Annotated in this window: 24 protein-coding genes; 23 read left to right on the top strand and 1 reads right to left on the bottom strand. The window is 65.6% G+C overall.

Annotated features, from left to right (window positions below; translation table 11 throughout):
• The first annotated feature begins 133 nt into the window (after positions 1–133).
• The 21 genes from AO501_RS38060 to AO501_RS15150 all read left to right on the top strand — a co-directional run bounded on the left by AO501_RS38060 (position 134) and on the right by AO501_RS15150 (position 21,237).
• Positions 134–496 (top strand): hypothetical protein, encoded by a 363-nt coding sequence (locus AO501_RS38060; RefSeq protein WP_055578516.1) that lies wholly within the window; start codon positions 134–136, stop codon positions 494–496.
• A gap of 650 nt (positions 497–1,146) precedes the next feature.
• Positions 1,147–1,818 carry a TetR/AcrR family transcriptional regulator gene (locus AO501_RS15245; protein ID WP_055578515.1) on the top strand — a complete coding sequence of 224 codons (672 nt, stop codon included), beginning with the start codon at positions 1,147–1,149 and terminating at the stop codon, positions 1,816–1,818.
• A 469-nt stretch (positions 1,819–2,287) separates the two neighbouring features.
• Positions 2,288–3,082, top strand: coding sequence for an MlaE family ABC transporter permease (locus AO501_RS15240; RefSeq protein ID WP_055578530.1), 795 nt, complete (start codon positions 2,288–2,290; stop codon positions 3,080–3,082).
• 1 nt (position 3,083) lies between these two features.
• The gene (locus AO501_RS15235; protein ID WP_055578514.1) at positions 3,084–3,944 is read left to right on the top strand and encodes an ABC transporter permease; all 861 of its coding nucleotides are present in this window, start codon (positions 3,084–3,086) and stop codon (positions 3,942–3,944) included.
• A gap of 5 nt (positions 3,945–3,949) precedes the next feature.
• A complete protein-coding gene (locus AO501_RS15230) occupies positions 3,950–5,257 on the top strand; it encodes an MCE family protein (protein WP_055578513.1) in 1,308 nt (435 codons plus the stop codon).
• Entirely contained in the window at positions 5,254–6,294 is a 1,041-nt protein-coding gene (locus AO501_RS15225; RefSeq protein WP_055578512.1) for a virulence factor Mce family protein, read from the top strand. The genes AO501_RS15230 and AO501_RS15225 overlap by 4 nt, the downstream gene beginning before the upstream one ends.
• Positions 6,291–7,712, top strand: a complete 1,422-nt coding sequence (locus tag AO501_RS15220) for a virulence factor Mce family protein (protein WP_082658641.1) — start codon at positions 6,291–6,293, stop codon at positions 7,710–7,712. The genes AO501_RS15225 and AO501_RS15220 overlap by 4 nt, the downstream gene beginning before the upstream one ends.
• A complete protein-coding gene (locus tag AO501_RS15215) occupies positions 7,709–9,280 on the top strand; it encodes a virulence factor Mce family protein (protein WP_055578511.1) in 1,572 nt (523 codons plus the stop codon). Before AO501_RS15220 ends, AO501_RS15215 begins: the two co-directional genes overlap by 4 nt.
• The gene (locus AO501_RS15210) at positions 9,277–10,422 is read left to right on the top strand and encodes a virulence factor Mce family protein (RefSeq protein WP_055578510.1); all 1,146 of its coding nucleotides are present in this window, start codon (positions 9,277–9,279) and stop codon (positions 10,420–10,422) included. Before AO501_RS15215 ends, AO501_RS15210 begins: the two co-directional genes overlap by 4 nt.
• Positions 10,416–11,963, top strand: coding sequence for an MCE family protein (locus AO501_RS15205; RefSeq protein WP_055578509.1), 1,548 nt, complete (start codon positions 10,416–10,418; stop codon positions 11,961–11,963). The genes AO501_RS15210 and AO501_RS15205 overlap by 7 nt, the downstream gene beginning before the upstream one ends.
• Before the next feature lie 76 nt (positions 11,964–12,039).
• Positions 12,040–12,507, top strand: coding sequence for a type II toxin-antitoxin system prevent-host-death family antitoxin (locus AO501_RS15200; RefSeq protein ID WP_055578508.1), 468 nt, complete (start codon positions 12,040–12,042; stop codon positions 12,505–12,507).
• A 152-nt stretch (positions 12,508–12,659) separates the two neighbouring features.
• On the top strand, positions 12,660–12,998 hold the full coding sequence (locus AO501_RS15195; protein ID WP_055578507.1) for an MmpS family transport accessory protein: 339 nt from the start codon (positions 12,660–12,662) through the stop codon (positions 12,996–12,998).
• Positions 12,999–13,076: 78 nt separating this feature from the next.
• Positions 13,077–13,535: a MarR family winged helix-turn-helix transcriptional regulator gene (locus tag AO501_RS15190; RefSeq protein ID WP_231752500.1), complete on the top strand. Its 459-nt coding sequence runs from the start codon at positions 13,077–13,079 to the stop codon at positions 13,533–13,535.
• 95 nt (positions 13,536–13,630) lie between these two features.
• Positions 13,631–14,782 carry a sulfotransferase family protein gene (locus AO501_RS15185; RefSeq protein WP_055578506.1) on the top strand — a complete coding sequence of 384 codons (1,152 nt, stop codon included), beginning with the start codon at positions 13,631–13,633 and terminating at the stop codon, positions 14,780–14,782.
• Positions 14,772–16,112: a hypothetical protein gene (locus AO501_RS15180; RefSeq protein WP_055578505.1), complete on the top strand. Its 1,341-nt coding sequence runs from the start codon at positions 14,772–14,774 to the stop codon at positions 16,110–16,112. The genes AO501_RS15185 and AO501_RS15180 overlap by 11 nt, the downstream gene beginning before the upstream one ends.
• Positions 16,113–16,159: 47 nt before the next feature.
• Entirely contained in the window at positions 16,160–16,942 is a 783-nt protein-coding gene (locus AO501_RS15175) for a hypothetical protein (RefSeq protein WP_055578504.1), read from the top strand.
• An 81-nt stretch (positions 16,943–17,023) separates the two neighbouring features.
• Positions 17,024–18,607, top strand: a complete 1,584-nt coding sequence (locus tag AO501_RS15170) for an esterase-like activity of phytase family protein (RefSeq protein WP_055578528.1) — start codon at positions 17,024–17,026, stop codon at positions 18,605–18,607.
• 36 nt (positions 18,608–18,643) lie between these two features.
• Positions 18,644–19,399, top strand: coding sequence for a dienelactone hydrolase family protein (locus AO501_RS15165; RefSeq protein WP_055578527.1), 756 nt, complete (start codon positions 18,644–18,646; stop codon positions 19,397–19,399).
• Between the two features lie 4 nt (positions 19,400–19,403).
• A complete protein-coding gene (locus AO501_RS15160; RefSeq protein ID WP_055578503.1) occupies positions 19,404–19,679 on the top strand; it encodes a DUF6295 family protein in 276 nt (91 codons plus the stop codon).
• On the top strand, positions 19,676–20,446 hold the full coding sequence (locus AO501_RS15155) for a DUF427 domain-containing protein (protein WP_055578502.1): 771 nt from the start codon (positions 19,676–19,678) through the stop codon (positions 20,444–20,446). Before AO501_RS15160 ends, AO501_RS15155 begins: the two co-directional genes overlap by 4 nt.
• 14 nt (positions 20,447–20,460) lie before the next feature.
• Positions 20,461–21,237, top strand: coding sequence for a hypothetical protein (locus AO501_RS15150; protein ID WP_055578501.1), 777 nt, complete (start codon positions 20,461–20,463; stop codon positions 21,235–21,237).
• Here AO501_RS15150 and AO501_RS15145 read toward each other — a convergent pair.
• Positions 21,232–23,160: a heavy metal translocating P-type ATPase gene (locus AO501_RS15145; protein WP_055578500.1), complete on the bottom strand. Its 1,929-nt coding sequence runs from the start codon at positions 23,158–23,160 to the stop codon at positions 21,232–21,234. The genes AO501_RS15150 and AO501_RS15145 overlap by 6 nt on opposite strands.
• 90 nt (positions 23,161–23,250) lie before the next feature.
• Here AO501_RS15145 and AO501_RS15140 point away from each other — a divergent pair, with 90 nt between their 5' ends.
• Both AO501_RS15140 and AO501_RS15135 read left to right on the top strand, forming a co-directional pair.
• On the top strand, positions 23,251–23,601 hold the full coding sequence (locus AO501_RS15140) for an ArsR/SmtB family transcription factor (protein WP_055578499.1): 351 nt from the start codon (positions 23,251–23,253) through the stop codon (positions 23,599–23,601).
• Positions 23,602–23,881: 280 nt separating this feature from the next.
• A complete protein-coding gene (locus AO501_RS15135; RefSeq protein WP_156452576.1) occupies positions 23,882–25,159 on the top strand; it encodes a YncE family protein in 1,278 nt (425 codons plus the stop codon).
• Positions 25,160–25,194 lie beyond the last annotated feature (35 nt).

The raw sequence follows: 25,194 nt of genomic DNA, 5'->3' as shown, positions 1-25,194 counted from the left end.
AGTAGCCGCCGCCCTGGGAGCAGGATCGGCGCCTTGTGCAGTCAGTGACTGCGCGGCTGCAGAAGTGGGTAATCACGTTGCCAGCGCGGGCGTGCCGCGTCGTGAATCCGTCCACTATCAGGAAGGGCATCGAATGGGTCATCAAGAGGGCGGCCGTTGGGATGTCGGTATCGAACACAACGCGGTTTACCTGGAGCGCATCTCTGAGGACGACGATCGGCTGTTCGAAGATGCACTGGAACCTGAAGAGGCGCGTCAACTCGCCGGGCTGTTGAAGAAGTACGCAGACAAGCTGGACGAGGCCAGGGAGTCCGGGGACATCGGCGAAGACGACGAGGACGAAAAGGACGGCGAGGACGAGAAGGACGGCGAGGACGAAAAGGACGACGGCGAAGAAGACGATGACAACGAAGACGGTGACGATGATGACGACGAGGACGATGACGACGAGGACGACGACGAGGACGAGGACGACGAGGACGAGGACGATAAATAGGTCGCGTCAGACGTCGTGATCATCCTGTGCCGATGTAGCAACCAACGACCCCTTGACAGGGGCCTTAATGCCCTGGTAGCGGCCGGTATTGCGGGGTAATGTCCGACACACCGCCAGGTCGGGATTTGTGGCAGTGCCCCGGCGTGACGGAGACAACCTCGCTAAGGGAGCACAGAGATGTTGAACAGCGTACCGATGCACAATAACGGGGTCTCTCAGCGGCGCACGCAGGATGCGGAGCTACTCAAGAAGTCTGGCGCGCACAAGCTCGTGGTCGCAGATCGCGACGGCAACTGCTTGGCGTTCCTGTTGGCTTGGGACAGCTTCGACTACGACCCTGAGACCGACACCTATGTGTGCATCGCCGACAGCGATGGCCGCGAACTCATGACGATGTACACCGCCGGGAGATCAAGGCGGCTCCCGGTGCGAACATGTACGTTGTCACCGCTCCGGACACGACCAGCCGCAGCAGGCCGTTGCAGGCTTTGTAAATCCCGAGTTCCGACCCGGAACTCGTCGCGGCCGGCGTGTGGGTGTGCGCCGGCTGGTGCTTGCGCCGAGGATGACGCGGATGTCGTGGGGGGATGTTCAGGCGGCGATGGTTATGATAGACCGTTCGTACGGTTAGTCTACGCCGAAGGTGTCAAATGCCCAGATCACCTGGCAGACGTAGCGAGATTCTCGACGCGTTTGTCCGCTACGTCGCCGAACGTGGTTATGAGAGAACAAATATCGGTGATATTGCCGATGAGTTGGGAATGTCCAAGGGCACCATCGTTCACCACTTCGGCACCAAGGCGCAGATGCTCCGGGAGCTGACCGAAGCCCATCTGGCAAACCAGCTCGACGTGTTGCGGATGGTGTGGGATCGGGTGGCTGCCCCGCACGAGCGCATCGCCGCCATCATTTTCACGTCCGCACTGCTGCAGGTGATGGCGCGCGACGCGACGGTGGCGAGCCAGCGGGAAGTGGTGCAGTTGGCGGACGATCCGGCAATGCAGCAGGTGCGCAAATTGCGCCACCAATTGCAGGCACTCACCATCGATGAGATCCGCAACGGGGTGGAGTGCGGCGTATTCCGAAGTGTCGACGTCGATCTCGCGGCACTACAGCTCTGGGGATCGCTCGAGTGGATGTGGGTGTGGTTCGACCCCAACGACTCCCGGACCCCCGAACGAGTGGGCGCCGCATTCGTGGACGTATTCCTCGGCGGACTGCTGTTGGACCGGCTGGGGCTGAACAAATGGGCCAGTCCATCGTCGGACGTCATCTCGGTGGTGCGCGAGTGTCTCAGCGCGGTCACCGCCGGCTCGCACTGACCGGAAACAAACCGAATCCTGCTCGCCGCGTGGAGAATTGGTCGCGACCAGCCGTTCAAATGGATGCTGACTGTACGTATAGTCTGACGCGCCGTACCGAAGACCGCACCGCCGCGACGTCACTGCACCCGGTGAACATCGAAGTAGCGTAAATTCCCAGCTCAGAGCCGGTAAACGCCAGCGGTGGGAGGTCCGCGCCGAAGCAAGCAGCATCCGGCGCAGCATCGAGATTTTGCAATCTGTTGACTGCACGTACGGTCTAATGCCATAGTTGCGCCGTGGCGCAATCGCGGGCGGCATGGAGCCGAAGGGTGGGGACCGGGACTGCCGGTCAACCCGACCATGTACTGCGCCCGAACGGTGCAACCGCTGCTATGCACCGCCCTACCGGGAGTCGAGAAATGCTGTCCCGCAACCGAATTAGGTATCACGACGCCAACCCGCCGGTCGCCGCCTGGAGTCCATGCCGATGACCGCCTCACACACCATCGCCGGCCGGGTGGGCAACAAGATCCGGCCGGGCACCGAAGTGGCCGGCGGGTTCTTCCGGATGTGCGTGCTGACCGCCAAAGCCCTGAAACGGCCGTTCGAGTGGCGCGAGTTCATCTGGATCGGCTGGTTCCTGATGCGGGTGTCACTGCTACCCACCATCGCGGTGTCGATCCCCGAAACCGTGCTGCTCATCTTCACCCTCAATGTCCTGCTGGCCGAGTTCGGTGCGGCCGACGTCTCCGGGGCCGGCGCGGGGATCGGCGCGGTCACTCAACTGGGGCCGATCGTGACGGTGCTGGTGGTCGCGGGCGCCGGGGGCACGGCCATCTGCGCCGACCTCGGCGCGCGCACCATCCGTGAGGAGATCGACGCGCTCGAGGTGCTCGGCATCGACCCCATCCACCGACTGGTGCTCCCCCGCGTCGTCGCATCGACGATCGTCGCCGTGCTGCTCAACGGCTTGGTGATCGCCGTCGGACTGGGCGGCGGCTACCTGTTCAGCGTGTACCTGCAGAACGTCTCCAGCGGTGCTTATCTGTCCACCCTGACCGCCCTCACCGGCCTGCCCGAAGTGGTGATCGCGAACATCAAGGCCGCGACCTTCGGGCTGATCGCGGGGTTGGTCGGCTGCTACCGCGGCCTGATCGTCCGCGGCGGGTCCAAGGGCCTGGGCACGGCCGTCAACGAGACGGTCGTGTTGTGTTTCATCGCGCTGTTCGCGGTCAACGCGGCACTGACCACGATCGGCGTCCGATTCGGAACGGGGCGCTGATATGGCCACCGCCGCAACATATCTCAGGAGGCCCCGAGCAAACCTCGGTCGCTACGGGGAAGTGCCGGCCAAGGTGCTGCTGGAGCTCGGCCAGATGGTCTGGTTCGCGGTGACCGCCGTCGCCCAGATCCCGTTCGCCCTGCGCCGCTACCCCAAGGAGCTGGTGCGGATGGTCGCCCAGATGGGGATGGGCACCGGCGCGATGGCCGTGGCCGGCGGCACGGCCGCCATCGTCGGGTTCATCACCCTCTCCGCGGGTTCGTTGGTCGCCATCCAGGGCTACGCGTCGCTGGGGAATATCGGTGTCGAGGCCTTCACCGGTTTCCTGGCCGCGATGGTCAATGTCCGGTTCGTGGCGCCGGTGGCCGCGGGTCAGGCACTGGCAGCCACCGTTGGCGCCGGCGCCACCGCCGAACTGGGCGCCATGCGCATCAGCGAAGAGATCGACGCGCTGGAAGTGATGAGTGTCAGGTCGGTCGCTTACCTGGCGTCCACCCGGGTGGTGGCGGGCCTGATCGTGATCGTGCCGCTGTACGCGTTGGGCATCACCATGGCCTTCGTGTCCACGCAGGTCACCACCGTTTTCTTGTACGGGCAGTCCGCTGGCACCTACAACCATTACTTCCACACCTTCCTGCGCCTCAACGACGTGGGTTGGTCGTTCGCCGAGGTGATCCTGGTCGCGGTGGTCGTGATGACGACTCACTCCTACTACGGCTACACCGCCCACGGCGGGCCGGTCGGCGTCGGTGAGGCGGTGGGCCGGTCGATGCGGCTGTCGCTGATCACGATCGTCGTCGTGGTGGTGCTGACCGCGATGGCGGTCTACGGCAAAAACCCGAACTTCAACCTCACGGTGTAGCCGATATGACCATGCCGGTGAAGGAGAATCCGCCACGCATCCCGCCCTATAAGACGGCGGCGGTGGCGTTCCTGGTGGTCTTCTCGGTGGTGCTGGGGTTCGTCTGGTTCCAGTTCCGGGGCAAGCTGACGCCGAAGACTCCCTTGACGATGGTGGCCCCTCGGGCCGGCCTGGTGATGGACCCGGGATCGAAGGTCACCTACAACGGCGTGGAAATCGGTCGTGTCACCAACATTTCGGAGATCCAGCGCGACGGCGTGCCGGTGGCCAAGTTCTCTATGGAAGTCAATCCGGAGTCCATCAGGCTGATCCCGGCCAACGTGGAGGCCAACATCAAGGCCACCACCGTCTTCGGCAATAAATTCGTCTCCCTCACGTCGCCGAAAAATCCGACATCGCAGCGGATTTCATCAACGCAGGAAATCGATGCGCGGTCGGTGACGACCGAGTTCAATACACTGTTCGAGACTCTCACCGCGATCGCGGAGAAGGTCGACCCGGTCAAGCTGAACCTCACGCTGTCCGCGGCCGCACAGGCCCTGACCGGGTTGGGGGACAAGGTCGGGCAGTCGATCATCAACGCCAACGCCATCCTTGACGACATCAACCCTCGAATGCCGCAGGTGCGTCACGACATTCAACAGCTCGCCGCCCTGGCCGACACCTACAACAACGCCGCGCCGGATCTGTTGGACGCGCTGAATCACGCGGTGGTCACCGCGCGCACGCTACACGGGCAGGAAGCCGAACTGGATTCCGCGCTGTTGGCTGCCGCCGGCATGGGGAACACCGGTGCAGAGATCTTCGAGCGCGGTGGGCCCTACCTGCAGCGCGGCATCTCGGACCTGCTCCCCACCGCCCAGCTGTTCGACACATACAGTCCCGAAATCTTCTGCACGATAAGGAATTACCACGACGCCGAGCCGGCGGCGTATGAGACGACAGGCGGCGGCAACGGGTACGCACTGAAGACGATGACCGAATTGACGTCCGGTTTGGGCGGCATCCTGACCCTGCCGGGGCTGACCGGCGCAGTGCTCTCGCAGGGACTGCTGGGTGTGGCCGGGTTGGTCGGTGGCGCGCCGAATCCCTACACCTATCCGGAGAATCTTCCGCGGGTGAACGCCCGTGGTGGGCCGGGTGGCGCGCCGGGCTGCTGGCAGCCGATCAACCATGACTTCTGGCCGGCGCCGAGCCTGGTGGTTGACACCGGCGCCAGTCTCGCACCGTACAACCACGTGGACACCGGTTCGCCATACGCACTCGAGTACGTATGGGGCCGCCAAGTCGGGGACAACACGATCAACCCATGAAAATCACCGGTAGCGCAATCAAACTCGGCATCGTCTCGCTGGTGCTCTTCCTGATCGTCGTGTCGATCGTCGTGGTGTTCGCACAGATGCGTTTCACCAGCACCAACACCTACTCCGCGGAGTTCGCCAACGGCAGCGGCCTGAAGGACGGCCAGTTCGTGCGCGCCTCCGGAGTGGAGATCGGCAAGGTCAAATCGGTAAACCTGATCGACGGTGGCAACCGGGTGCGGGTCGACTTCGCCATCGACCGCTCGATCCAGCTGTACCAGTCGACCACCGCGCAGATCCGCTACCTCGACCTGCTCGGGAATCGTTTCGTCGAGCTCAAACGAGGCATGGGTGACGGCGCAGACCAGATACTGCCGGCGGGCGGATTGATCCCGCTGTCCCGGACTTCACCGGCCCTGGACCTCGACGCCCTGATCGGTGGATTCAAGCCGCTGTTCAAGGCTCTGGAACCGGACAAAGTCAACACCATCGCCTCGGCCATCGTCACCGTCTTTCAGGGTCAAGGCGGAACCATCAACGACATCCTCGACCAGACGGCACAGCTGACCTCGCACATCGCCGAACGCGACCAGGCGATTGGTGAGGTGGTCAAGAACCTCAACATCGTCCTGGACACCACCGTCCGGCACCGCCAGGAGTTCGACGAAACGGTGGACAACTTCGAAAGGTTGATCACCGGTCTGAGCAACCACGCCGACCCGCTGGCCGCGGGCCTGGCCAACATCAGCAACGTCGCCGGCACCGTGTCCGAGTTGCTCGCGGACAATCGCGCGTTGTTGCACAAGGAGATCAACTACCTGCAGGCCTTCCAACAGCCGCTCATCGATCAGCGCGACCAGCTCAGCGACCTCATCCACAAGACCCCCACCGCGCTCAACCTGATCGGACGCAGCATCGGTCTCTACGGCGACTGGGTGAACTTCTATGTCTGCGACCTCTCGATCCGGTGGAACGGCTTGCAGGGCGGCGGCCCGGTTCGCACGGTGCGGATCTGGAAGCAGCCCACCGGCAGGTGCACGCCCCAATGAGGACACTCACCGAGTTCAACCGCAACCGGGTAGGGCTGATGGGCATCACGGTGCTGGTGCTCGTCGTCCTGGTCGGCCAGAGTTTCACCAGCGTCCCAATGATGTTCGCCGCCCCGGCCTACTACGGGCAATTCACCGAATCGGGTCAGTTGAACAAGAACGACAAGGTGCGCATCACCGGTGTCAATGTCGGCAAAGTGGAGAGCATCGACGTCGAGGGCGACCACGTCCTGATCAAGTTCTCCATCGGCGCCAACACCATCGGCACCGAAAGCCGGTTGGCAATCAAGACCGACACCATCCTGGGTAAGAAGGTGCTCGAGATCGAGCCCCGGGGGACGAAAGTCCTGCGGCCCGGGGGCGTGCTCCCGCTGGGCCAGAGCACCACGCCCTACCAGCTTTACGACGCGAACTTCGACATCGTCAGGGCTGCAACGGGATGGGACATCGACACCGTCAAGCAATCGCTGAATGTGCTGTCTGAGACCATCGATCAGACCTACCCGCACATCAGCGCCGCGCTCGACGGCGTGGCCAGGTTCTCCGACACCATCGGCAAGCGCGATGACGAGATCAAACATCTGCTCGCGCAGGCCAACAAGGTGGCCAGCGTTCTCGGGGACCGCAGCGAGCAGATCAACCGGTTGCTGGTCAACGCCAAGGCGCTGCTCGTCGCGTTCAACGAACGCGGCCGGGCCATCGACGCTCTGCTGCGGAACATTTCGGGTGTTGCGGCTCAGATCAAGGGGTTCATCAACGACAACCCGAACTTGAATGTGGCGCTGGAGCAGTTGCACACCCTCACCGACGTGCTGGTCCAGCGTAAAGACGACCTGGCTCAAACTCTGACTTTCGTAAGCTCATTCGCGGCATCGCTGGGCGAGTCCGTCGCGTCGGGGCCGTATTTCAAGATCGTCCTGTCCAACCTGCTTCCGTACTGGATGCTGCAGCCGTTCGTCGATGCCGCGTTCAAGGAGCGCGGTCTGGACCCGGAAGAGTTCTGGCGCAGTACCGGACTGCCCGCCTTCCGCTTCCCCGATCCCAACGGCACCCGGTTCCCCAATGGCGCACCACCACCCGCGCCGCAGGTGCTCGAAGGTACCCCGGAGCATCCGGGTCCGGCCGTCCCGCCGGGATCGGCGTGCTCGTACACGCCGGCACCGGACGCGCTGCCGCGCCCGTGGAATCCATTGCCCTGCGCCAGCGTTGACGTCGGCCCGTTCGGCGGCAGTTTCCCGGCCCCGCTCGACGTGCAGGCCTCGCCGCCGAACCCGAACGGGCTGCCCCCGACACCGGGAATCCCGATCGCCGGGCGGCCGGGCGAGGCCCCGCCGGACGTGCCCGGCACTCCGGTGCCGCTGCCGCCCAACGCGCCGCCCGGGGCGCGCACCGAAGGCACGACGGGAGGCCAGAGTTGAGCAACGGTTTCACTTTTCGCAAGCCGCGGCCGCGGAACGTCATCGCCACGCTGGCCGTGATCGTAGGCTTGGTCGCCGCGTTCGTCGGGTGGCAGTTCTACCAGAAGATGAGCAACAACACCGTGGTCGCCTACCTGCCCGCGGCGATCGCGTTGTACTCCGGCGACAAGGTCCAGATCATGGGCGTCCGTGTCGGTTCCATCGACTCCATCGAGCCGGCCGGCGACAAGATGAAGGTGACGTTTCACTACGCCAACAAGTACAAGGTGCCCGCCAACGCGTCCGCGGTCATCGTGAACCCGACACTGGTGGCATCCCGCAGTATTCAGCTCGAGCCGCCCTACAAGGGCGGCCCGGTGATGGCCGATCACGCGGTGATTCCCATCGAGCGCACACAGGTGCCGACCGAGTGGGATGAGCTGCGCGCCAGCGTCGCCAACATCATCGACAAGCTGGGTCCGACACCCGAGCAGCCCAAGGGTCCGTTCGGTGACCTGATCGAGTCCTTCGCCGATGGATTGGCCGGTAAGGGCAAGCAGTTCAACACGACACTGGACAGCCTGTCTCGGGCGCTCACCGCCCTCAACGAAGGTCGTGGTGACTTCTTCGCGGTGGTGCACAGCCTGGCGCGGTTCGTCAACGCCCTGCATAAGGACGACAAGCAGTTCGTCGCGCTGAACACCAACCTGGCCCAATTCACCGACAAACTAACCAGTTCCGACCGCGCGCTGGCCGACGCCATTCAGCAGTTCGACGGCCTGCTCGCCACGCTGCGCCCGTTCCTGACCGAGAACCGTGAGGTGCTCGCCCAGGACGTCGGAAACCTGGCCACCCTGACCACCACGCTGGTTCAACCCGAGCCGCTGAACGGATTGGAAACCGCGTTGCACGTGCTGCCGACGCTGGAAACCAACCTCAGCCAGATCTACCACCCGTCACACGGAGCGGTCATGTCGATCCCGGCTATCCCGAACTTCGCCAACCCGATGCAGTTCATGTGCAGCATGATTCAGGCCGGCAGCCGACTGGGCTACCAGGACTCGGCCGAACTGTGCGCGCAGTACCTGGCGCCGGTGCTCGACGCGATCAAGTTCAACTATCTCCCGGTGGGGCTGAACCTGTTCAGCACGGCCGAGACGCTGCCCAAGGAGGTCGCCTACTCCGAGCCGCGTCTGCAGCCGCCGAACGGTTACAAAGACACCACGGTGCCCGGGATCTGGGTGCCCGACACCCCGCTGTCGCACCGCAACACCCACCCCGGCTGGGTGGTCGCGCCGGGCATGCAGGGTGCCCAGGTGGGGCCGATCACGGCGGGCCTGCTGACCCCGGAGTCGCTGGCGGAACTGATGGGCGGCACCGACATCGCACCCCCGCAGTCCGGGCTGCAGACCCCGCCGGGTCCGCCGAACGCCTACGACGAGTACCCGGTGCTGCCGCCGATCGGCCTGCAGGCGCAGGTGCCGATCCCGCCGCCGCCACCGGGGCCGGGGGTGGTGCCCGGACCGGTCACGCTTCCCGGTCCGCCGCTGCCCGCGGAGGCGGCCGTAGCGGGCGGGGCGGGCTCGTGAAAGTCCGCATCCGCCAGGGGCTGGTCCTGTTCCTGACGACGCTGGCGCTGGTGTCGTGCGCGGATTGGCGTGGGGTGGCCAATATTCCGATGCCCGGGGGTCCGGGATCGGGGTCGGGCTCCTACACCGTCTACGTGCAGATGGCCGACACGCTGGCGCTCAACACCAACAGCCGGATCCGGGTCGCCGATGTGTTCGTCGGCACGGTTCGCTCGATCCAATTGAAGAACTGGGTCGCCACCCTGACGCTCCGCCTGGACAAGGGCGTCAAACTACCCCGGAACGCCACCGCCAAGATCGGGCAGACCAGCCTGCTGGGCTCACAGCACATCGAGCTGGCCGCGCCACCGGATCCATCTCCCGAGCCGCTGCGCCCGGGAGACACTATCCCACTGAAGAATTCGTCGACCTATCCGACCACCGAGCAGACGCTGGCAAGTCTCGCGATGATCTTGCGCGGGGGCGGCGTGCCGAACGTGGAGGTGTTGCAGAACGAGGTCTACGACATCTTGCATGGCCGGGCCAACGAGATCAGGGCCTTCCTGGGCAAGCTCGACACCTTCACCGCCCGACTCAATGAGCAACGCGACGACATCACCAGGGCGATCGACTCCAGCGACCGGCTGTTGACCTACGTCGGTCATCGCTCGGACGTGCTGGACCGAGTGTTCACTGAATTCCCGCCGCTGCTCCAGCATTTCGCGGACAAGCAGAACCTGCTGATCAATGCGGTGGACTCAGTGGGGCGGCTCGGCGAGGTTGCCGACCAGTACCTGTCTCCGTCGCGGGGCGATCTGCACCAGGATCTGGTGGCACTGCAGTGTCCGTTGCGGGAGTTCGGCCGTGCCGCACCGTATCTGATCAAGGCGCTCAAGCTGATGCTGGTCCGGCCGTTCGACGTCGACTCCGTGCCCAAGGCGTTCCGCGGTGATTACTACAATCTGTCGCTCACCCTCGACCTCACCATGAGCGCCGTCGACAACGCGGTCCTCACCGGGACGGGTTTCTCCGGAGCGCTGCGCGCACTCGAGCAATCCTGGGGCCGTGACCCGGAGACGATGATCCCCGACGTCCGGTACACGCCGAACCCCAATGACGCTCCGGGCGGCCCGCTGGTCGAAAGGGCGGACCGGCAATGCTGACCCGCTTCATCTGGCGCCAGATATTCTTGTTCACCCTGTTGAGTCTGGTGACCGCAGTTGCGTTGGGCTGGTACTACTTACGGATCCCCACCGCGGCAGGCATCGGCCAGTACACGCTGAACGCCACCCTGCCCACCTCCGGTGGTCTGTACAAGACGGCCAATGTGACCTATCGCGGGGAGACCATCGGCACGGTCACCTCCGTCGAGCCCACCGAGAACGGCGCGCTGGTGAGGATGAGTGTCGCCGACCGCTTCAAGATTCCCGTCGACGCGTCGGCGAACGTACGTTCCATGTCGGCGGTCGGCGAGCAGTATCTGGACCTGGTGTCGTCGGGTAATCCGGGCAGATATTTTTCACCGGGGCAGACCATCACCAAAGGCACCGTGCCCTCTGAGATCGGGCCGGCTCTGGATGCGGCCAACCGCGGGCTGGCCGCCCTTCCCGCCGGCAAGATCCCGGCGATACTCGACGAAACAGCGCAAGCCGTAGGTGGATTGGGCCCCGCGCTACAGCGACTCGTCGATGCGACCCAGGCCATCGCGGGCGATTTCAAAGCCAATCTCACCGAGATCGACGACATCATCCAGAACTCCGGCCCCGTGATCGACAGCCAGGTCGAGTCGGGTGACGCGATCGGGCGCTGGTCCCACAACCTGGACACGCTGGCCGCGCAGGCGGCGGAAAACGACCCGCACGTGCGAAGCATCCTGAACCAGGCAACACCGACCACCGATCTGGTCAACGCGGTGTTCAACGACGTGCGCGAATCACTGCCGCAGACACTGGCGAATCTCGAGATCGTGCTGGAAATGCTCAAGCGTTACCACAAGGGGGTGGAGCAGCTACTGGTCGCCTACCCGCAGGGCGCGTCCGAGGGGCAGACGGTGACGTCGGCATTTCCCGGCTTCGCCTCTCTCGGAACGCATTTGACCATCAATCAGCCGCCGCCCTGTCTGACGGGATTCCTGCCCGCGCCGCAGTGGCGGTCACCGGCGGACACCAGCCTGGCGCCGATGCCGTCCGGAACGTATTGCAAAATCCCGCAGGACACCCCCGCCAACGCCGTGCGCGGGGCGCGCAACCTGCCCTGTGTCGATGTGCCGGGTAAACGCGCCGCTACACCGCGCGAGTGCCGCGACTCGAAACCCTATGAGCCGATGGGCACCAACCCCTGGTACGGCGACCCGAACCAGATCCTGACGTGCCCGGCAGCCGCGGCCCGCTGCGACCAGCCGGTCAAGCCCGGACAGGTGGTACCCGCGCCGTCGATCAACAACGGTATGAACCCGGCCCCAGCCGACCGGGTGCCCGGAACCCCCCCGCCGGTCAGCGACCCGCTGTCACGGCCGAATTCGGGAACCGTGGTGTGCAACGGTCAGCAGCCCAACCCCTGCGTCTACACCGGGAACGAACCGCCGGTGGCCGTCTACAGCCCACAGCGGGGTGAACTGGTCGGGCCCGACGGGGTCAGGTACGCCGTCGAGAACTCCACCAGGACCGGGGACGACGGCTGGCAGGGCATGTTGTCGCCGCGTTGACACTGACCGCACGTACAGTCATATAATGGATGGGTGACCTACGGCCGTGTCGGTCGCGCGCGAAGATCGGAGCGAGATGCCGGAAGTGATTGGCCTGGGCCAACTCCGGAGTGACGCCTGCACATACCTCGAGCGGGTCGCCGGGGGCGAGGCGCTCGACGTCGTCCGGCGCGGCAAGCTGGTGGCGCGGATCGAACCGGTGGGCGACTGGCGGGTGGCGCCGATTCCGGCGCGGTCGGTCGACCCCGCGGAACCGGGTTGGGTCGGACTGGACGAACTGCGGACGCGTGCCGGACGGTGCTTCGACCGGGTAGCCGCGGGGGAGACGCTGTACGTGGTCCGCGGCGGTCGGATACTGGCGCGGATAGTGGCGGCCGGCGAATTGGCTGTAGCGGCAGGGGTTCCGGCGGATGCGGGCCGCCCGATCGAACTCGACGAACTGCGAAACCGCGCTGGACGCTACATCGACCGGGTCGCGGCAGGACAGACCATCGAGGTCAGTCGCGGCGGCAAGGTCGTCGCCCGCATCGTGTCGGTGGCGTAGACCCTTCGCATACTGGCTTCCCGCCAGAGGTTTGAATTTGCGTCACCTCGGGTAACGATGAACCCATCGAAAAGGGAACGCCAGCTCGTAACGCGTGGGGTCGGTGACAGGTGGCGGACTATTACCCATGCGAATCTGAGGGGTCTGAGCAAATGAAGCGTGTCACCCGAGCCGCTTTCTCGGCACTGGCAGTCACCGCACTGTCCGGACTGGTCGCTCCGCCGGCGTACGCCGACTCGAGCACCGTGATCTTCGAGGCGCTGGGGACGGGCACCGCCACCACGATCGACACCGATCCGGCGATCGACCGCGTCTACAACGCGCCCTTGCCCTGGAGCCGGACCATCCAGGCCGGCCCTGACGTCACCCTCTTCCAGGTGGTGGTTGTCGGGTCGGGCACGACCAGTCCCGGCTGCCGCATCACGATCGGCGGCCACGTGGTGGCCGAGCAGCCGGTCGGCGGCTCGGCGCACTGCATCTACTCGCGGTAGCGGGTCGCTTTTCAAAAGCCCGTGGGCGCAGCGGCCTTCGGGATGATCATGCTTGACTATGTCAAGTAAAGTGGCCGGGTGGCCACCAAACGCGACACGCTGGATTCGATCAGTGCGACGATGTCGAGGATCATGCGCCTGAGCGGTAGCCGGGCGATGTTCAAGCGCCAGGCCGCCGCCGCGGCGGTAGAGCTGTCGCAGCCGTCGTATGTCCTGCTACGGGTGGTGGCCGACGAGGGTCCGCTGCCGATGGGTCAACTCGCCCGCCTGGCACACATGGATCTCGGTATGGCCGCCCGCCGGGTGCAGAGCCTGCAGGACGACGGGATGGTCGCCCGGCAGTCGGACCTGGCAGATGCGCGCAAGACGATGGTGGAGGCCACCGCCGCCGGAGAGCGGGCCGCGCGCGCCCTGCAGGAGGTGCGCCGTGCACACCTGCAGCGAGCTCTCGCGCAGTGGTCGGCCGCCGACCTCCGCGAGTTCGACCGGCTGCTGGCCCGCTTTCTTGCCGATACCACGGTGACGCCGATCGACTGACCCTTCCGCGGTGAACTCCACTGCGAAACTATTTGACAATGTCAAATACCCGGGCATACGCTCCCCGCTAAAGGTGATGCGGGTGAGGGAATTTCATGTATGGATCGCGCTTCTACTTCGACTGGTCCAATTTCGCCACCATGCTGCGGCTACTGCGTGATGATCCCGCCACCCCCCGCAAGCGGTATCTGGCCTTCATGGTCGCCATGCCGACGATCGCGGCATTGCACGCGCTCTGCTTCGCGCTCGACCCGGTCCTGTTCCCGTCGCTACGGCGCGTGGAGGTTCGGGCTCCCACGTTCAGCGTCGGCCACGCGCGCAGCGGCACCACCTACCTGCACCGGTTGATGGCCGCCGACCCGCAATTCAGCTACGCGTTGATGTACGAGCTGTTCTTCCCGTCGCTGCTGCAGAAACGGTTGCTGCGCCTGATCCTGCGCATCGATGCCAGGCTCGGTAAACCGCTGCGCCGCCGGCTTGACGCCGCGGAGGAAAAGCTGTTCTCCGAGACCGACGATATGCACAAAACGGGTTTCTTCGTCCCGGAGGAAGATGACTTCTTCCTGACCTGGTCGCTGAATTCCGGTTTCTGGATCGTGATGTTCCCCTACATGGGCGAGCTGGACTTCTACCACCTGGATCGATGGCCCGCGCGCAAGCGCCGCCGCCTCATGGCGTTCTACCGCGAATGTGTGCGCCGCCAACTCGTGCTGAACGGTGGCGGTACGCACCTGAGCAAGAATCCCACCTTCTGCGGTCGGGTTGAGGCCCTGATCGAAGCATTTCCCGACGCGAGATTCGTTGTCCCGATGCGCAATCCGTACGAGACCATTCCCAGCCTGTTGAAGATGATGCAGACCGAGTGGCGCCTGCGTGGCCGCGATGAACGGCTCATCGAGCAGTCACTACGGGTGCTCGCCGACCAGTCCATCCACTCCTACACCCATCCGCTGGACGTGCTGGCCAGGCATCCCGAGGTGCGCTCGGCCGTAGTGGACTACCGCGAACTGGTAGCGGCTCCCACCGCGACGATGCGGCGCGTCTACGACGAACTGGGGCTGCATCTGGGGCCCGAGGCCGCCGCCGAATTCGAGGCCGCCGGGCGCCGGCGCGGCCACGAGACGGCACACCGCTACAGTCTGGGCGAATTCGGTCTGGACGCAGCCGGCATCAGGACGCGCCTGGCCCCGCTCTTCGACGAATTCGGCTGGGAAGCAGAGGAAGAAGGCAGGGCACATGTCAACTGAGCAGACCGGGCACACGCTGCGCGCGGCCTGGACGGACCTGATCGACGCGCTCAACCGCGCCCGCGACTACATCGATTCGCCGGCGTTGCATGCGCCACCACCGACCGAGCAGGGGTTGGCCGAAGGTCATCGATACCTCCTCGGTTTCCTGTTCAGCTCGATTGAGCGCGCCTGTCTCGAAGACCCGGACTTCCCATATTTCCGGCGCGCCATCCAGCCGCAGGACAAGGCCACCATCGACAACGCCGACGCGTTGTACCTGTCGGCGCGGATCGACGGCGCCGCGAGCTACCGGATAACCGGCCGCGTCGCCGACCACCGGCACTGGGGCGGCGGCAGCCGGGCGAACGGCCCAGTGGCGCCGCAGTACGTCGTCTTCGAAGCACACAGCAGCTACGCGGGGGACACCGGCAGCCTGATGGAACTCGCGCCCGGCGGACGGGTGGTGACCGGCCTGCTGGACAGCACCGACCTGGCGGTGGATCCGGACGGGCGCTTCGAAATCCTTTGCGCGCCAGAGCGCCCCGCCGATCACACCGGCAATTTCATCGCCACGGCCAAGGACGGTAAGGACACGGCCCAGTATCTGATCGTGCGGTCACTGTTCGGTGATTGGGCCAACGAAGTGTCACCCGAGCTGCGCATCGTGCAGATCGGATTGCGCGGTAGACAACCGTCGCCCGTCGACCCCGCGGGCACGGCCGCCGCGGTGCAGCGGGTCGGCGAACTCGTCGAGCACCAGATGCGGTTCTGGAACGAGTTCTACGACATCGTGCTGGAGTCCAACGGTGACAAGAACGGCGACGGCCTCACCTTCATGCCGCACAACGCACTCAACGAACCCGCAGCGGCCAATCTCGCGTCCGGCGGCGGCCAGAGCACCAACGTCTACTCGGGGGGTGTCTTCGAGCTCGACGAGGACGAAGCCCTGCTGATCGAGGTCAGCGTGCCCGTCGAACCTGCCTATCTGGGCTTTCACCTGTCCAATGTCTGGGGCGAGTCACTGGACTACGCCAACCACGTGAGCAGCCTCAACGGCTTCCAGACTGTGGTGGACCCCGACGGCGTGCGGCGCTACGTGGTCGCGCACCGCGATCCGGGGGTGCCGAACTGGCTGGACACCGTGGGTCACCGCACGGGGTTCCTCACGGTGCGCTGGACCTACCCCAGGCCACCGGAGCGGATGCCGACGACAGCGGTGCACAAGGTTGCGCTGACCGGCCTGCGGGGCCGGCTGCCGTCGGGCACCGCAACGGTGAGCGCCGAGCAACGCGCCGCGCAGATCGAGATCCGGCAGGAGCACGTGGCCCGCCGCTACCGGCAGTACTGAGCGCCCGCGCCACGGCGCTACAGCACACGGCCATACACTGACCCTTCGTGGGCATGCTTTTTGGCTTTGCGCCGTGGATTGTGTACTGGGTGCTGGTCGGTAACGTCCCGTTCGCCACGGCCGTATCGATCGCGCTGCTGATGGCCATCGCGGTGTTCGCCGTCGGCCGCACCACCGACAAACCCGGGCACACCCTCGAAATCGGGGCTGTCGCAACGTTTGTGCTGCTGGCCGTGCTGACCTTCGCGCTGTCCGACGAGTTCATGGCGCGCTGGATTCAGCCGCTGAGCAACCTGGGGATTTTCCTGGTGGCGCTGGTCGGTGTGCTGATCGGCAAGCCGTTCGTGCGTGAGTTCGCCGCGGCCGAGCAACCCCCCGACATCGTCAACACGGAGTTGTTCAGACGGATCACCACGGTGCTGACCTGGATCTGGGTGGGCGCCTTCGCCGGGATGACCATCTCGTCGGCGATTCCGCCGATCGTGCAGGGTAACGCGACGATCCTGGACACCAAGACCCCGCTGTCGTTCGTCTGCTACTGGGTCGTCCCGTTCTCGCTGCTCGGCGCCGCGGCCCTGGCGTCGCGATTCCTGCCGGACCGGATGCTGGCCGGGATCGACGACGTGGCGCGAGAGACCTCGTTCGTGGCCTACGACGAGGCCACCATCGACGAGCTGTACTACCTGGCTCAGGAGCATGCCAACCGGGAGGTCGGACCGGGCAAGGAGGCCTACAACGTGAAGGTCGGTGGCATGGGAACCCCGTTGACCGGCGACGAGTCGCGAAAATCGTGGCCGTCGACGTACAAGGTCAGGGACAAGAAGCATTAACGGCGCTCGGCGGGTGTACACCGGCACGTCAACTTGGCTTGCTAAACAATGCAAATGGCACACACGCGGATGAAACACACGATGAGAACGCTCGCCGTGTTCGCCACGGTGCTGGTCACCGTCGCGGGCTGCGCGTCGAGCGCCAAGCCTTCCCTGCCGACGGCCTCGGGCAAGGCCGAGTTCAGCGCGGCGGCCGGTAAGCCACTCAACATCACCCCGGACCGGATGCTGGCCGCCACCGGCGGCATCACTCCGGTCGCGTTCGGCAAGCCCGCGCACGGCAAGATCAGCTACGGAATCAACGGGACGGTCGTCTACACCCCCGACGCCGGCTTCAAGGGCAACGACGAACTGCCCGTCACCGTCAGTCGGGCCGTCAAGCTCTATTCGGAGAACCAACTGCCCCTGGCCACCATGGGTGGCATCGACATCCAAGCCAGCGCCCACGGATCCGGCATCGCCCCGGTGCCCGGCAGCAGCGACGAGATCTACGGGCTCACCGACCGCGGCCCCAACGTCGAAGGGCGCACACCGAACGAGATCGTTTTTCCGGTTCCCGAATATCACCCGCACATCGCGAAACTCAAACTCGCCGACGGGGTGGCCACGGTGCAGCGGACCATCATGCTGCAGGGGCCGGACGGTCATCCGCTGGAAGGGCTGCTGGACCCGCACGCCGTTCCCGGTGAAACGATGGTGGACCTCAACGGTGCGCCACTGCCGCCCGCGGACTACGGCATAGACCCCGAGGGACTGGTCGCGACGCTCGACGGGAACTTCTGGGTGTCCGACGAGTACGGCCCCTACATCGTCCATTTCGATTCCAACGGCAAAGAGCTGGAACGTCTTTCGCCCTATGACGACACGCTGCCGCGGGAGCTTTCGCTGCGTGCCCCGAACCAGGGCCTGGAGGGTCTGACGATCACCCCGGACGGCAACACGCTGGTGGCCGTCATGCAGTCGGCGCTGCAGACCCCGGGACTACCGGGCCCGGCAAAGGCGGTCCCGATCACCCGCATCGTCACCATCAACCTGGTGAACCGCAACATCATGCACGAGTACATTTACCCGCTTGCCAACCCGCAGGAGTCGAAGGTCGGGATCTCCGAGATCACCGCGCTCAGCGCGACGACTTTCCTGGTGGACGAGCGCAACAGCAAGAACCCGCCGGACGGCAACGCGAAGATCTACGTGGCCGACATCTCCGCGGCCACGGACGTGGGGCCGAACTCGACCGTGCCGGGCGCGACTTACGACGCGGCCGCGGGCGGCCTGCTGATCAACAAGATGCCGATCGAGAACCTGGTGGGCGTCGGTACCGATGCCGAAGCGCTGGCCAGGCTCAAGGGCGCCGGAATCACCGCAGCCACAAAGACTTTGCAGCTGGATGTCTCCGCGATGCTTCGCTCGCTGTCGCCCAAGGGCGACTTCTTCGGGCACGACAAGATCGAGGGTGTAGCCACCCGCGATGGTGGAAAGACGCTGCTGCTGGCCAACGACAGCGACTTCGGGCTGAGTGGGCTGGCGTCGGACACTCCGCCGTTTCGGCTGAAGCCCAAGACGCTGCCCAACGGAACCCAGGACAGCGGCGAGATCCTGGCGGTCGACACCGACCAGTTGCCCGCCAAAACCGAGAAGGTGACGGTGGCCGTCAAAGTCGGCTGAGTGCGTCCCTTCCCGCGACAGTGGCAAGCTGAAGCCGTGAACGCTCACAGCCCAGACGCAATTCAGGCCGAAACCATCAGTATCACCGGTCACGGTGGTGACGAGATCGAGGCATACCGGGCGACACCACTCGCCGCAGGCTCGCGCGGTTCGGTGGTATGGATCCACCATATGCCCGGATATGACCGTGAGACAAAGGAATTCGTGCGGCGCCTGGCGGTCGCCGGTTTTAGCACGGTGGCGCCGAACCTGTACTCCCGCGAAGCGCCCGGGGCCGCACCCGACGACGCCGCAGCAGCCGCCCGGGCCGCCGGCGGGGTGCCCGATGAGCGGTTGGTGGGCGACGTCGCCGGGGCGGTCGAGCACCTCCGCTCGCTGCCGGGCGCCAACGGCAAATTCGGCGTGATCGGGCACTGCTCGGGCGGACGGCACGCCTTCCTGGCAGCCTGCTCGTTGAAGTTCGACGCCGCCGTGAACTGTTATGGAGCGTTCATCGTCGAGGACGCGCCGGAAGGAATGCCCAAGACCATGCAGCCGATCCTCGGCTTGGCCGGGGGGCTGAGCTGCCCGATGCTGGGCCTGTTCGGCGCTGAGGACCGCTTCCCGGCGCCGGACGGAGTGGCGACGCTGGACGCCGAGTTGACCCGGCTGGGCAAGCCGCACGAATTCCACTCGTATGCCGGTGCGGGGCACAGCTTCTTCTCCGTCGACCGGCCGGCCTACCGTCCGGATGCCGCAATGGACGGCTGGCGCCGCATCGACGCTTTCTTCTCCACTCACCTGAAAGGCTAGATCTGTGTGCACTTATCTCACCGAACACGTCGAGATCGACGGCAGCGGCAAGGGTGCGACGGGATGGTTCGGAGCCAGCCGCGCAACGGTGTACGTCGATCACCCCGTGCACGCGCAGTACGGGCACACCGTCAACGTCGACGTCATCAATCCGGAGCTGGGCCCCTCGGCGCGGGTGGCGCTGGAACTCACCGAGGAGAGCGCGCTGGCCCTGGCCGACGCGATCCGCGCGGCCATCGCGCATGCGCCGGCGGGCCTGGCGTCCAGGAACCAGTCATGAGCGCCGAATACGACTTCCCGCAAATGGCCGCCGCGCGAGGGCGGATCGAGCCCGCACCGCGCCGGGTACGCGGCTACCTCGGCGCAGAACTGGTATTCGACACCATCGCGGCGCGCTACGTGTGGGAATTCCCTTACTACCCGGCGTATTACATCCCGCTGGCTGACGTGCGCACCGAATTCCTCAGCGATGAGAACCATCCGCAGCGGGTGCAACTCGGACCGTCGCGGCTGCATTCCCTGGTGGGCGCGGGACAGACGCACCCCTCGGCCGCGCGGGTGTTCGATGCCGACAGCGACAGCCCCGTCGCGGGGTTCGTGCGGTTCGAGTGGGATCCGTTGCGTTGGTTGGAGGAGGACGAGCAGATCTACGGTCACCCGCGCAATCCGTACGCGCGCGTCGATGCGCTGCGTTCCCACCGGCACGTCCGGGTGGAGCTGGACGGCGTCCTGCTCGCCGACACCCGGTCGCCGGTGCTGCTCTTCGAAACGGGTTTGCCGACAAGGTATTACATCGATCCGGCCGATGTCGCCTTCGAGCACCTCGAATCCACCTCGACCCAGTCGCTGTGCCCGTACAAGGGCGTGACATCGGGTTACTGGTCCGTGCGGGTGGGCGAGGCGCTACATCCGGACCTGGCGTGGACCTACCACTACCCGCTGCCGGCCGTCGCTCCGATCGCCGGGCTGGTGGCCTTCTACAACGAGAAGCTCGACATCATCGTCGACGGTGTTGCGCTGTCCCGGCCACGCACGCAATTCAGCTGAGGCCTTAGAGCGAAATGTTCTGGCAATACCTCAAGGCCCAGCTCTGGGTTCTGTTGTGCGGCGGGGTGGCCGGGCCGATCTTCCTGGGCGTCTACCTGTCGGTCGGTGAGCCGGGCGTGCCGGCCTGGATGTGGTGGGCAGGGCTGTTGATCACGGTCGCGAGCGTGCTTCTCGCGTTGGCGCTGACCGCCCGCGGCATGAAGCTCGTTGCGGGGCAGGAGGAGCTCCGGCGGACCGGGGTGCTGGCCCTGGCCGACATCACCGGCATCGCCGAGACCGGTGTCAGCATCGGCGACGAGCCCGTCGTCAAAGTGTCGTTACACGTTGCGGCACCAGAATTCACGGCCTTCGACTCCGAGCTCCGGGTCAATGCCAGCGTGCTGCGTTTGTCCAACATCACCTCCCGCAAGCTTGTCGTCCTGGTCGACCCGAGCACTAGAGAGCACGAAATCGACTGGGAGCGTAGCAGTCTGGTCAACGGGCTGGTGCCGGCCCATTTCTCACTTCCGGGTGACGACCGGACCTACGACCTGTCGGGACAAGCCGGGCCGCTGATGGAGATCTTCGGCATATTGCGGGATCACGGCATTCCCCTGAGTCAGATGGTCGACGTCCGTTCCAACCCGGTTGCGGGCCAACAGCTTCAGGCGGTGGTGCGTCGCGCGACGTCCGGAGAGTACAAAGCGTCGGTAGCCGAAAGACTTCGGGAGCTTGAAAGGTTGCGAGACCGTGGAACGGTGACCGTTGAGGAGTACACGGCGCTGCGCAGCCAGATCCTGTCCGATCTATAGCCGGGCTTGGTGGCGTCCGGGCCAGGCGCGATCGCGCAGCAGTCGCAGACCGTTGAGGCCGACGAGCACCGTCGACCCTTCGTGCCCCGCGACGCCCAGGGGCAGCGGAAGGTGTCCCAGCAGGTCCCAGGTGACCAGGACGGCGATGAAGGTCGCGGCGATCACCAGATTGGCGGCGACCACTCGGCGGGCCCGGCGGGCCAGTGCGACGACGGCCGGCAACGCTGCCAGGTCGTCGCGGGTGATCACCGCGTCCGACGTTTCCAGGGCAAGGTCGGATCCGGAACGGCCCATGGCGACGCCCACGTGGGCGGCGGCCATCGCCGGCGCGTCGTTGACCCCGTCCCCGACGAACAAGACCCTGGCGCCGTCTGCCGCCAGGCCGCGCACGACGCCGACCTTGTCGTCGGGCAGCAGGCCGGCGCGGACATCGGTGATCCCCACTTCGCCGGCCAGCCGGCCGGCGGCCCGCTGGTTGTCTCCGGTCACCAGTAAAGGTGTTGTGCCGGTGAGGAATTGAAGGCTTGTCACAGCCCCGGCGGCCTCGTCACGAGCATGATCGGTAAGCCCGAGGGCGCCGGCGGGGGCGCCGTCGACCAGCACGACGACCGCGGTGTACCCGGCCTGCTCGAACTGCGTGGCCGCTCGGTATTCGCCGAGCGCCATCGGGCTGCCCACCTCGACCGTGTGGTCGCCGATGCGGGCGCGGACACCCCGTCCCGGCGCGGAGACGAACTCTCCCGCCGGCCGCACGGCTAGGCCCGCTTCGCGGGCAGCGGCGACGATGGCGCGACCCAGCGGATGTTCGGAAGGATTCTCCGCCGACGCGGCCAGCGTCAGCAGCGCGGTCTCGGTGTATCCGGCCTCCGGGTGAACCGCGGCGAGTCGCGGCGTTCCCCTGGTCAGAGTGCCGGTCTTGTCGAACGCGACGTGGCTGACGCCGGCCAGTTTCTCCAGCACCACTGCCGACTTGACCAGCACACCGTGGCGACCGGCGTTGGCGATCGACGCCAGCAGCGGGGGCATGGTGGACAACACCAGCGCGCAGGGTGAGGCCACGATCATGAACGTCATCGCGCGCAGCAGCGACGATCGCAGATCGTCGCCGGCGAGCAGGGGAAGCACCAGCAACGCAAGGGTCGCGACGACCATGAGCACCGAGTAGCGCTGCTCGACTTTCTCGATGAACAGCTGGGTACGCGCTTTGGTCGCGCTGGCTTCGGCGACCATCGCCGCGATGCGGCTGACGACGGTGTCGGCGCTCGGGCGCACCACCCGGATCCGCAGCGTGCCGGTGCCGTTGACGGTCCCGGCGAAAACCTCGTCACCGGGCGCCTTGTCAGCCGGTAGGGGCTCCCCGGTGATGCCGGCCTGGTCGACCGCGCTGGTGCCCTCGAGCACCACGCCGTCACCGCCGATGCGCTCGCCGGGGCGGATCAGCAGCACATCGTCGACCTCCAACTCGGCGGTACCCACCTGTTCCTCGACGTCGAAACCGGTTATCCGAGTTACGGTTTCGGGAGTCATGCCAAGCAGTCCCCGTACCGAGTCTTCGGTGCGCCGGGTCGCTACGGCTTCCAGCGCGCCGGAGGTGGCGAAGATGACGATCAGCAGTGCGCCGTCGAATACCTGACCGATGGCGGCGGCTCCGAGCGCCGCCAGCACCATGAGCAGGTCGACATCCAGGGCCCGGTTCCGCAGCGCCTGCAGGCCGGCCAGCCCCGGTTGCCAACCCCCGGCCGCGTAACAGAGCAGGTACAACGCCCAGAACACCCAGCCGGGTGCGCCGGCGAGCTGGGCGATCAGGCCCGAGGCGAAGAGCCCGGTCGCGACCAGCGCCCACCGGACTTCGGAGAGCGCCGCGGGACCCGTCCGTGCCCGCTCCGGCGCACTGGGGCCATCGCGGACTGCGGTTGTGGGCACGTCGCCACTATAGCTGCGTATATGTGAAGGTATGCAACTGCGATTACAGATGGATGCGCAATTGCACTGGTCAGCGGTACGATCGGTGCCGTGCACACGTCGATTGCCGGCTTCTCCATGCCTTCCGAGGAGCAGGTGACCCGTGCCGCAGAGACATTCCGGATGCTCAGCGACCCCACCCGGGTCAAGGTGCTGTGGGCGTTACTGCAGGGTGAGACGTCGGTGGCCTGCCTCGCGGAGCTGGCGCAGGTTGCGCCCACCGTCGTCAGCCAGCATCTGGCGAAATTGCGGCTGGCCGGGTTGGTGAAAACCCGCCGAGAAGGGGCCTTCGTCTATTACTCCCCGGCCGACCAGGACATTCTGCGCGTGCTCAGCCAGGCGCTGACGGGTGCCGACACCGTCGGAAGCGACAGCACACCCGGTGTCCAGCATCCGGCGTAATTCTGAACGACACGCGAAGTCGGCCGATGTGATATTCGCCTCGTTCGGCGATTAATTATAAGAATTTCTTATTTACGAAGTGTCCCGGAGTGCTCGAAATCCTTCGCTGTCGGCCAGTAGGAACAGCTCAGAGCGGCCAAACTGTTTGCCGGGCATGCTTTGTCGAATTACTGCCCACCGTCATCCTGAGCGTAGACTGAGCTGTCCGCGTGATGTAGGTAACAACCGCGAAATTGAATTCTTTTTACCTGAAATTCGGCCGGTAGAATCGTCGTTATCCATGACGAAGCAGCCCTTTTCGGTGCTGATATGCGCTTTATCGGATGACGGGTCGCACATAGCCGCGCGTTTCGCTCATCCGTCCGGAGAGTTCGACGAACAGAGCAAAGGCGGTGCCAGCGTGAGCTTCGAGAGCAAGGTGAGTGGCCGGGAGGTCATCGAGTTCGGGGCGAACAGCCCGGTTGCCGTCCAGATCCCGGTGCGCAAAGGCCCCATCAGTGACGTGGCGGTCAGCCCGGACGGCAAGCGCCTGATGGTGACCAACTACGGCAGCGACAACCTCTCGGTGATCGACATCGACTCCTGCCGTGTGGTGGAAACCGTCGACGGCCTCGCCGAACCGTTCGCGATCGCGCTCGGTGGCGCCGACCGTGCCTACGTGAGCACCGTTTCCCCGGCCTATGACGCGATCCAGGTCATCGACCTCGCAACCAACAGCGTCGTCGCGTCGCACCGGGTTGCGCTCAGTGTCAGCGACCTGGCGGTGAGCGCGGACGGCGCGCACGTCTACATCAGCCGTAACGGCGCGCGTGGTGCTGACGTCGCGGCCCTGGACGTCGCCACCGGGCGGATCCAGGTCGTCGACATCGCCACGGCTGCCGGCACCACCACCGAATCCCTGCAGGTCAGCCCGGACGGGAGCCGGTTGTACGTCGGTGTCAACGGGCCCGCCGGGGGTCAGGTGGTCGTCATCGACACCGGCCTGAATTCCGAGGAGCCCGCAGGACGTGCCCGTTGGCGCCGCAAGAGCACCAAGAGCAGCAAGAGCACCAAATCGGCGCGGCAGCCCGCGGGCCCGTCGGTGATCGCCACCATCGAGATCGGCTTGCCGGTCCGCGACGTCGCCATCGGCCCCAAGGGCGCTCTGGTCTATGTCGCCAGCAGTGGCCCCGAGGCCGCGGTGATCGACATGGTGGACACACGCACCAACAAGATCAGCGGGACTCGCAAGATTGCCGAGGTCACCGGTCTGATCACCCGCCTCACGCTCAGCGGTGACGGCGACCGCGCGTATTTGGTGAGCGACGACAGTGTCACCATGCTGTGCACACTCACCCAGGACGTCATCGACACCGTCGGTCTGGCGGGCCAGCCGTCCTGCGTGGCCGAGAGTCCCGACGGCAGGATCCTCTACATCGCCGATTACTCCGGTGACGTCACCGTGGTACCGGTCGCGGCGAACACCGAGGCTCAATTCGAGCAGGCCGCACTGGAAAGCAAGCGGTCGGTGGACCTCTTCGTGCCCGACTTGCTGCAGTACGACGCAGCTCTGGTCTGACGCGGGTCTCATTGGCCCGGCGTTCGATATCCCGC

Origin of the sequence: Mycobacterium gordonae, from assembly GCF_001417955.2 — a bacterium.
GTDB classification, from domain to species: Bacteria; Actinomycetota; Actinomycetes; order Mycobacteriales; family Mycobacteriaceae; genus Mycobacterium; species Mycobacterium gordonae_B.
This window is presented reverse-complemented; position numbering and strand designations above follow the sequence as displayed.